This is a genomic window from Lyngbya sp. CCY1209, from assembly GCF_035615495.1.
In the GTDB taxonomy this organism is placed as follows: Bacteria; Cyanobacteriota; Cyanobacteriia; order Cyanobacteriales; family Microcoleaceae; genus Limnospira.
Map to the genome: position 1 here is coordinate 24091 of NZ_JAJENU010000556.1, position 10209 is coordinate 34299.

3 protein-coding genes are annotated in these 10209 nt (G+C 53.1%); all 3 read left to right on the forward strand.

What is annotated here, in order from left to right; translation table 11 throughout:
• The first annotated feature begins 545 nt into the window (after positions 1 to 545).
• On the forward strand, positions 546 to 3152 hold the full coding sequence (locus LKE08_RS19455; protein WP_324705912.1) for a PPC domain-containing protein: 2607 nt from the start codon (positions 546 to 548) through the stop codon (positions 3150 to 3152).
• 145 nt (positions 3153 to 3297) lie between these two features.
• Positions 3298 to 7197: a pre-peptidase C-terminal domain-containing protein gene (locus LKE08_RS19460; RefSeq protein WP_324705913.1), complete on the forward strand. Its 3900-nt coding sequence runs from the start codon at positions 3298 to 3300 to the stop codon at positions 7195 to 7197.
• 171 nt (positions 7198 to 7368) lie between these two features.
• The coding region (locus LKE08_RS19465; protein ID WP_324705914.1) for a pre-peptidase C-terminal domain-containing protein at positions 7369 to 10209 on the forward strand (2841 nt) is incomplete at its 3' end.

Here is a 10209-nt window from a genome sequence, read left to right on the forward strand (position 1 = left end):
CCCTCCTCCTCGACTCCTCGGGGCGGCTGGGGGGGGAAGCCTATGGGTTGCACGACATTAAATCAACCGTGAAAATACTGAGATAAAGTCCTTTGCACATCCCGCCACCCCCAATGTGAATTTTTGTAAAAAATCGCGTAAAATTGATGAAGTTCTCCCCATCCCAATAGTGGTGGATGTTTCCCGTATATTTTAGTTCCGCATCAGTCTGGATTCCATCGGATAACACCACCGTTATTCGCCGGCAACGGACATCGACGCGATCGCCCAAACATTATTTGTAAAAACGGGTTGCCTTTCCGTAAATTCGTGCTAGGATTGTGGTGTCATCATGAATTGTCCACCCAATCGCCATCGAAGGGGGGATTGACTATCAGTTCAACCGTTCCTCAGCAGTTGTGATCCGAAAGTGCCGGCTGTCCCTATTTTTTGTAGTTCTTCAAATTTGAGACTTTTCCACGCGGCAGATCAGTTAAATGGCGACTGAATTTCCGGGGCAATGTGGTGGTATTTTATGGTCAAAATTCGGGAGAAAAAAATTAATTATGGCATACGACACCATAGAAGATGCGTTAAATATAGGTGTCATCGGACTAGAACCGACGGAAACGAACGATCGCATCGGTTTTAGAGAAGATGGCAGACGCGAACGCAACGACTACTACCAATTCACGATTGAAGAGGAAAGTGACTTCAACTTGACCCTCGACAATCTCGAAGACAACGCCAACGTCCAAATCTTAGATAGCGACGGTTCGGTCATGTTTCGGTCCAACGAACCGGGCCGGCGACGGGAAACCATCGATACCGACCTCGAACCCGGAACCTACTTCGTGCGGGTGCTGCAACAAGGGCGATCGCAAACGGACTATCGGCTGAGTCTCAATGCCGATCCCATCACCGACACCGACGGCAAGGCTCCCGGTACTGACCTGGGAATCCTCGACCCCCTGGGAGAATCCATCGAAGTCAGCGATGAAATTGGTTTCACCCAGGGCGACGGACGGGACGAAAACGACTATTTCAGCTTTAGCTTAGAGGAAAATAGCGATGTCAGCCTCAAGCTCGACCAGCTCAGACGAGATGCCAACGTCGAAATCTTAGACGGCGATGGAGAAACCGTCCTCTGGCAATCCATGGAGCGCGGGCGGCAGGAAGAAACAATAAACGCCATCTTGAACCAAGGCGATTACGTGGTGCGGGTGTCGCCCCGAGGTTCAGCCCGAACCCAATATCGCCTGGACTTGAGCGCCGACGAAGTGCTGCCCCCCGAAGAACTCCCCGGCACCGAGGTCGGAGATCTGACCGCTACCGAAGAGCCCTTTGTCATGGTCGAGGACATCGGTTTCGGTCGGGGGAAGCGGCGCAACCAAAAGGACTACTACAGCTTTGAGGTGAGCCAAGACGCCTCCTTCTACGCCGACCTAGACCAACTCGAGCGCGATGCCGATCTGTTCCTGTACGAATACGATCCCAGCAAGGGCAAAAGTGGAAAACTCGGCTCCCTCATGGCCCGCTCTCGCACCAAGGGCAACAAACCGGAAACCCTGAGCGAGTTCTTAGAAGAGGGGGACTATGCGATCCAAGTGCGCCCCAAAGGTGCGGCCAAGACCAACTACCGACTGGAACTCGACGCCCAGATCGATGTGGATGACGCCCCGACATTGGAAACAGCCAAAGACTTGGGCGAGTTGGAACCCGACCCGGTCAACGAAAAAGAGAGTGTCGGGACCTTGACGGGCGATCGCTTCCGAGATCAAGCCGACTGGTACAAATTCACCCTCAGCGCCGAGAAAAACGTCGATTTGACCTTGGACGAACTGCGGGTCAACGCGGCAGATGCCGAGATTTACGACGGCGACGGCGAAATGCTCCACCGATCCAAAAGAGAAGGCCGGAGGTCGGAAGCCATCAACGAAACCTTCGATGCTGGCACCTATTACGTCAAAGTCGTCGCCAAAGGCAGCGGCAACACCGACTATCGCCTCAGCCTGAGCGCCGAGGAACCCATCGATAACTATGACGTCTTCGAGCTCAGCGACCTGAGCAGTGTCGCAGAAACGAGCAACAACGACAACGTCGGCCAGGAACGGAGTGGCGTTCGCAACGAGTTAGATGTCTACAACTTCACCCTCAGCGAGAACACCGACTTCGCCGCCACCCTCGACCAAATCACCCAAAACGTCAACCTGGCAGTGTACAGGGGCGTTTTCGACCCGGAAGACAAAAGGGGCAGACCCGTTTACGTTTCCCGGGAAAAGGGACGCAGCGAAGAACTCATCGGCCAAGTCTTGGAACCCGGTGATTACCACTTGCGAGTCCTGCCCGTCGGCAACGCCGAGACCCGGTATCGTCTGGGTATAGAAACCGAGGCGGCTGGTGGAGGCACTGAAGTTTTTGAAGTCGGTTCTTTGGGCGACTTGAAAAATAACGAGTACAAAGAACGGGAGAAAATCGGCTTCGGCCGGGGGGGAAGCCGGAACACCACCGACTCCTACAACTTCAGCTTGGATGCCAAAAGCGACTTCACCCTCACCCTCGACGAAATCCGGCGGGATGCCAACGTGATGGTGCTCGATAGCGAGGGCGAAATGGTTCTGACCGGTTTCAACCCCGGCCGAGCCCCAGAATTTCTGACCGGAACTCTCGAAGCCGGGGACTACACCGCCCAAGTCTTCCCCGTCGGCAACGCCAAAACCGGCTATTTCCTGACCATGAACGCCGAGCCCGCCGACGACGAACCCATCGACGACGAACCCATCGACGACGAACCCATCGACGACGAGCCCATCGACGACGATCCGATTATCGGAGAAGACCCCGACGGCACCCTGCAAACGGCTACGGACTTGGGTGGCGATCCGCTCACTCAAAGTGGCGAAATCGGCTTCACTGAAGACGGAGTGGCCGACGAAAGCGACTACTATAAATTCACCCTCGACGAAGCCGATGATGTCCAGATCATTCTGGGCGATCTGAAGCAGAATGCCAACTTGGAACTGTTGGATGACAGCGGTAGCCCGCTCTTTTCTTCTTCCAACTCCGGCAGCGACAGCGAAATCATTTCATCGAGTTTGGATGCCGGCGACTATTACCTGCGGGTTTATGCCGTGGGCAGCAGCCAGACGGATTACACAATTAGCTTTTTCTAAGGTTTCTCTCGGCTGACAATAAACCCTCCTATAAAACCGAGATCAAGATTTATTTTTTAGAGCTTTTTCTCGATTTTTAGGAGGTAATATCCGCGAGAAAAGACCCCAAAATTGTGGGTTCACAACTTACCGAACGGAGAAAATTATGAGCGACAAAAAAAGCAGTATAACCAACATCGTTGATCGCGCAAGAGGGTTAAATCCCGACGTTGTAGATGTCACCATCGTCCCCGGAGATAACGTTAAATTTGACATTACGGCAACCGTGCCGAGAAGGTCAACCCGGTCCCAACTCGACCTGGTTTTTCTCTCCGATTTGTCCGGTTCGTTTCGGGATGACTTGCCGGTGTTGCGGGATTTGATTCCGGACTTGGTTTCCGAAGTTCGAGACATTCAACCCGACAGTCAATTTGGCCTGGCTTCCTTCATCGACAAACCCCAATATCCCTTGGGTGACTTCGGCGATTATGTATACCGTACCGAACAAGCCGTAACCGACTCGCTCCCCGATTTCCAGACGGCGATGAATGGTTTGAAAATCGGCAATGGTATGGACCTGCCGGAGGCTCAACTCGAGGGACTGATGCAGGTGGCCCTCCGGGAAAAAGAGGTGGGCTACCGCAATAACTCCCGTCGGGTCGTGGTTCTCTCCACAGATGCCGACTACCATCAAGCCGGAGATGGAAAATCGGCAGGTATCATCACCGCCAATAACGGCGATATCGTCCTCGATGGCGACCCGGCAGGGACCGGAGAAGATTACCCGGGTATCAACCAAGTCAAGGCGGCGTTACAAGAAGCCGGTATCGTGCCGATTTTTGCCGTCACCGGCGACCAGACCCGAACCTACGAACAACTCGTCGATGAACTGGGATTTGGGACGGTCGAAACCTTGAGTCGGGATAGCTCCAACTTAGTTGAAGTCGTAACCAGCGGCTTGGAAAAAGTGTTGAGCGATTTGACGATGGTCGCTCAGAGCGATGAGTTTGGCTACGTTCAAAGCATCAACCCGGTGCAGTATACAGACGTTAAAGGTGGGGAAAGTCGGACCTTTGAGGTGGAACTCGGAACCACAGATCTGACGACCCGAAAAGATAGCCTGTCCTTGGAGGTTTTGGGATACGGCGAAACCACGGTCAACGTCAAACCCCTTGACCTCCCAGATCGGGTTGTTGAGGACGAAATTAATATTGGCGACCTCAGCAAGGGGAAAACAAAATACCGCAACACCGACGAAATCGGCTTTATCGAGGGCGGCTACCGCGACTTGCAAGATCTGTATAAATTCACCCTCAGCGCCGAGTGCGAGGTGAACCTCACCCTCGACCAACTCAAGCGCAACGCCGACGTGGAGATTCTCGATGCCGATGGCAGTACGGTGCTATTTAACTCTACCGAAGCCAACCGCAGGCGGGAGGAGATTACCGAAAACTTAGAAAGCGGCACCTACTATATCCGAGTGTATCCCGAGGGGAGCGATCGCACCCGATATCGCCTGGCCGTCAGCGCCGAAGCCCTCACGGACGAAATCGACTCCACCGCCACGGCCAAAGACCTGGGCGTCATCGGCTCGGAAGAAGTCAGCGAAATTAACGAAATTGGCTTCGGCCGGGGCAAGAACCGGGACGAACAAGACTACTTCAAATTCAGCGTCGCCGGAAAGAGCGAATTTTTCCTCACCCTCGACCAACTCAAGGGCAACGCCGACGTGGAAATCTTGGACAAAGACGGCGAAACCGTCCTGTTCCAGTCCTTCAACGACCGTCGCCGAGCCGAAAAGATCAGCGAAGTTTTCGAGTCCGGCGATTATTACGTGCGGGTTTTCCCCAAAGGCAACGCCCGGACGGACTATCGCCTGGGCTTGAGTGCGAGCCCCTTCATCGAATACCCGGATACCCCGCCGGGCATCTTTCTCGGGGAAGTGAGCGAAGGGAACCCCGTCCGCGCCAGCGATGATGTCGGTCGTGCCACGGCCAACTCCCGCAACACCGTGGACTGGTACAGCTTCACCCTCTCGGAAGAAAGCGATGTCAACCTGACCCTGGACCGACTGAGAGCCGATCTGAACGTCGCGATTTACGACGAAGATGGCGAGGAGTTGGTCGAGGAGGGCAACAACAAAGGTCGCAAAGCCGAAAAGCTGGAGTTGGAGGGCCTCGAAGCCGGAACCTACACCGTCAAAGTCACCCCCAACGGCGATGCCCGGAGCAACTACCGGTTGGGTATCACGGCGGCTCTGCCCTACGTTGACGACTATCCTACCCCGGAAGAAGCCTACGATTTCGGCGCGATCGCCGATGATGAGAAAAAGGTCTTCAACAACGAAATGGGCCGCACCGAGGGGCGTTCCGGTCGGGACCAAGAAGACTGGACCCGCTTTGAACTCACCGAAGATGGCTCCGTCAGCATCGACCTCGGGCGCCTGCGGCAGAACATCGACATGATCCTGTACGAGGACGATGGCACGAGCGTGATGAATCGAGCCAATGAAAGGGGCCGGAAAAACGAAAATATCAACACCTTTTTGGACGCCGGCACTTATTACGTCAAGGTCTTGCCCAAGGGCAACGCCCGCAGCGATTATCGCCTGACGGTCAATACCGGGGATGTCGATCCCGTTGATGAGTTCGAGGTCGGCGACCTGCTCTCCCTCGATGACGGCTACAGCAATAATAACCGCATCGGTTTTACCTCCAGCGGTATCCGCAACACCATCGATCGCTACATCTTCACTGTCGGCGAAGAAAGCGATGTTGATATTACCCTGAGCCAACTGCGGGGGGATGCCAACATCACCTTGTACGAGAGCAATGGAACCCTGTTGCGCGACTCGACGAACCCTGGTCGCCAAGAGGACGAGATTAGTGACACTCTAGAACCCGGCACCTATTTCCTGGAAGTCGAACCCCAGGGGACTGCGAAAACTCCCTATTTGCTGGATATTTTTGCCAGCAGCGACGCAGCCGACACAGATGGCGGTCCGATACCCGGAAGTTCTTTGTACACCGACATCGGGGAACTCGCGGAAGATTACAGCAAGATCGATACGGTCGGCTTCGGCAACGGCAGCAGCCGCGACCAGGTGGACTACTACGGTTTTAGCCTCAGCGAAGAGAAGCGAGTCAGCATCAGCCTGGAAAACCTGAGCGCCAATATCAATCTGGAACTGCGCGACAGTTCGGATAGTGTGCTTTACAGCTCTCGCAACGGTGGCAAGGCAGACGAAAACATCGAAGAAGACTTGGAACGGGGCACCTACTACATCCGGGTCGAACCCCAAGGCAGCGCTCGCGGGAATTACACCCTCAAAGTTGGCGGTGGCATGGAGGAACTCACCGACCCGGACGGCGGCCGGCCACCCGAAAATGTCAACGATATCGGCGTCCTGGGTGACTACAGCGACAGCGACTCCATCGGCTTCCGAGAAAGCGGTTATCGCGATGTCAACGACTACCGCAAGTTCACCTTAACCAAGGAAAGTACCGTTGACATCAACCTGACAAACCTGAAAGCCAACGCCGACCTCGAGTTAATCGACAGCGACGGTCGCACCCTGCTCCAGCGTTCTGCCAAAGGGGGAAGCCTCAACGAAAATATCAACGAAACCTTGAATGGGGGCGACTATTATCTGCGGGTTTTGCCCAAGGGAGCAGCCAAGACCAGCTACGATCTGAACATGAGCGCCGGTGCCATCACGGAAGTCGCCGACGACACCGCACCGGGAATCGACCTAGGTACCGCGGGAGACGATCCCCTCACCAAAGGCGGTCTGATCGGCTTTACGGAAGGGGGCAAAGTTGACACCCATGACTATTACAACTTTGTTTTAGACACCGGCGGTTTCGTCAACATTACCCTCGACGGCTTGAGCGGCAATGCCAACCTGGAACTGTACGACAGCAAAGGACGGGAACTGCTGGGCAGTTCCACCAATTCCGGCACCAGTAGCGAGGAGATTCAAACGTTCTTGAGTCCCGATACCTACGTCGTCAAAGTTTTGGGCCAAGGCAGTCAAACGCCTTACGACCTGAGCGTTTCCGCTTAGTTTTCGGGAAACGGTCGGGGGTAGGAACAGACCCGCGACCGTCCCGGGACTGGCAAAATACCCGCCCCCTTTTTGGGGTCAAACCTGGCGGTAGGGGGCGCGATCGCGCCCCCTACCTTTTCACGGGCCATCCAACCCGGTGAAAAAGCTGTTACGACCGGAGAAATTATCATGCCATTCGACCCTCAAAAACAGAAAATCATTAACCTGGGAGCGATCGGCGAAGATCCAAAAACAAGATCCGACCAAGTGGGGTTTTCTAAAGGCAAGAGAAGGGACGAAGAAGACTGGTTTAAATTTACCTTGAGAAAGGAGGGAAACTTCAACCTCGACCTGGATAGTCTGACACAAAATGCCGATGTCTTTTTGTATGACGGCGATCGGGAAACGATTCTCGACCAGGGCAACAAAACCGGTCTGGAACCGGAGAAAATTGACCGGCCCCTAGAGGCCGGGACTTACTTCCTGAAAGTCGTTCCTTTTGGGAGCGATCGCACCGAATATCGCCTCAGCCTCAACGCTTTACTCGGGAACGAAGATTATGGAACTTTAGCCCAAGCAAAACGATTAATCTTATCAAAAGAGCAGAAACAGTTCCCCAACGAAATTGGGTTTGAAGTCGATGGCATTCGCGACCAAAATGACTACTATAAATTTACCCTCAAGAACCAGCGAGATGTCAACATCAACCTGGGTGGACTCAAGCAAAATGCAGATTTAGAGTTATTGGATGGCACGGGAAGCCTGCTATTTAACTCCAATAATTCGGGTCAGCAACTCGAAAATATTAACGTGATTTTAGACCCGGATACATATTACATTCGGGTGAAACCATTTTCGAGCGATCGCACCGAATACATCCTCAGCGCCACGGCCCAACCTTTCGGAGAAGCCGACGACCAACTGCCGGGGAAAGACTGGGGAATACTCAAGTCCCGAAAACGGAGATCAGATCGCATCGGTTTCGGTTCCGGTAACAACACTGATGAATCGGATTATTATAAGTTTACCATCGAAGAAGAGAGCCAATTAAACGTCACCCTCAATCCCGAGACTGCCAATGCCGATTTGGAACTCTACGGCTTCGATGCCGACCAGAACATCGTCCGCATCTTCAGTTCTGACAACCGTGGCACTGCCATTGACGAACTCAATCCCATTTTGGACGCTGGCGATTATTTCGTCCGGGTTAAAAAAGTGGGCAATAACCGAACTAAATACAATCTTAATTTGTTCGTAGATCCCGACATTAAAGATGAGGATGGGGACATTCCGGGACAACCTTTAGCAGAGGTAGCGATCGACCCCACCAAAGCCTTGGATGCCAACGATCCGACCACCCAGAAAACCTTCACTAAAAAAGATAAAATTGGATTCGGTGGCTCAGATAACCGCGATCTCAACGATTACTACAGCTTCACACTGCTGGAAAAAGGCGATATTAACATCACACTTGATGAATTAACAGCCAATGCCAACCTAGAATTGCTCGATAGTGCGGGTACAGTCCAAGACAGCAGTACGAAAGGCCGCAACAATTCTGAACAGATCCAAGAAGTCTTAGGGCCGGGTACTTATTACATCCGCGTCTTCCCTAATAATCAAGATCGAACGAAATACAAACTCCGCCTCAGCGCCAATCTCGCCGAAGACGACTATTCCAACCGGCAAAAAGCCAAACAACTCGGTAGCCTCGACGCGCAAGACCGAATTTTAGAGCGCAATCAAATCGGTTTTAGAGAAGGTAGTTTCAAAGACAACAACGATTTTTATCAGTTTAGCATCGACGAAACCAGCGGCTTCAACCTGAAGCTAGACGGACTCACCGCCAACGCCGACGTATATCTCTTCGATAGCGAATTAAATGAAAAGGCGAGGAGCCGCAAAGGGGGGGCGAAAGCAGAGGAAATTACCGAAGAATTGGAACCGGGAGATTACTTTGTGAGCGTGGTTCCCGCACGCCGCAGGGGCGGTACGACATATCAGTTAGATCTCGAAGCACAATCGGTGAGGGAACTCGACCCCGATCGCACCCCGTCAACGGCAGAATCCCTCGGCGTTCTCGAAAATTTCCGCAACAGAGATAGGATTGGCTTTACCAAACTCGGCGTAGAAGACTCGACCGACTTTTACAGTTTTGAACTGGAAGGAAAGAGCGACTTTGACTTAAAAATAAATCAAATTAACGGCCTGCTGGAAGCCCAGTTGTTTTCGGCGGACGACCTGGGAAACTTGATCGCAGAGCCGATTTTAGAACGAAAGACTCGGAAACCTTTCTCGACGAGCGAAACGTTAAATCCCGGCACCTACTACTTGAAAATTGAGGGCAATCAGACCCCATACAATCTGAACATGAGGGCGCGACCGTTTGAACCGCTGCTGGGGTTTGAAGAAACGGAAACCACCGTCCCAGAGGGGGATCTCGACCCGATGGGAGAGCGGACGATCCAAACCCTGGAATATGCCGTGAAGTTGAGCGAAGCCAGCACCCAGACGGTGACGGTTGATTATGCGATCGTCGATCGCCAAGCCACCCGGGGAGAGGATTATAATGTCAGTTCGCCGACGGGGACTTTGACTTTTTCCCCCGGGGAAATTAGCCAAACTATACCAGTGGAAATTTTGGGGGATATCGCCCCCGAAAAAGATGAATTGCTATTGCTCAAACTGAACAATGCAGTTAACGGTAAACTCGACAAATCTAGAACAGCTAAAATTAATATCGCCAACGACGATTTACCCCAGATATCCATCGGCGATGTCAGCATCGAGGAAGGGAACAGCGGCACTCAGGACGCGGTATTTACCGTCAGTATGGATCGCCCGAGCGATGAGAGGGTGAGGGTCAACTATGCCACGAAAAACGGAACCGCCAAAGCGAACGACTACACCCGCACCCGGGGTCAGCTCACATTGCGGCCGGGGGAAACCAGCAAAGAAATTAAAGTGCCCGTCAAAGGCGATCGCAACATAGAGGAAGACGAAACCTTTTTGGTGAACCTAAAAAATGCC

What these genes read in the sequence shown, in the direction of transcription:
- LKE08_RS19455 (WP_324705912.1), top strand. Translation starts at nt 546, where the DNA reads ATGGCATACGACACCATAGAAGATGCGTTAAATATAGGTGTCATCGGA.
- LKE08_RS19460 (WP_324705913.1), top strand. Translation starts at nt 3,298, where the DNA reads ATGAGCGACAAAAAAAGCAGTATAACCAACATCGTTGATCGCGCAAGA.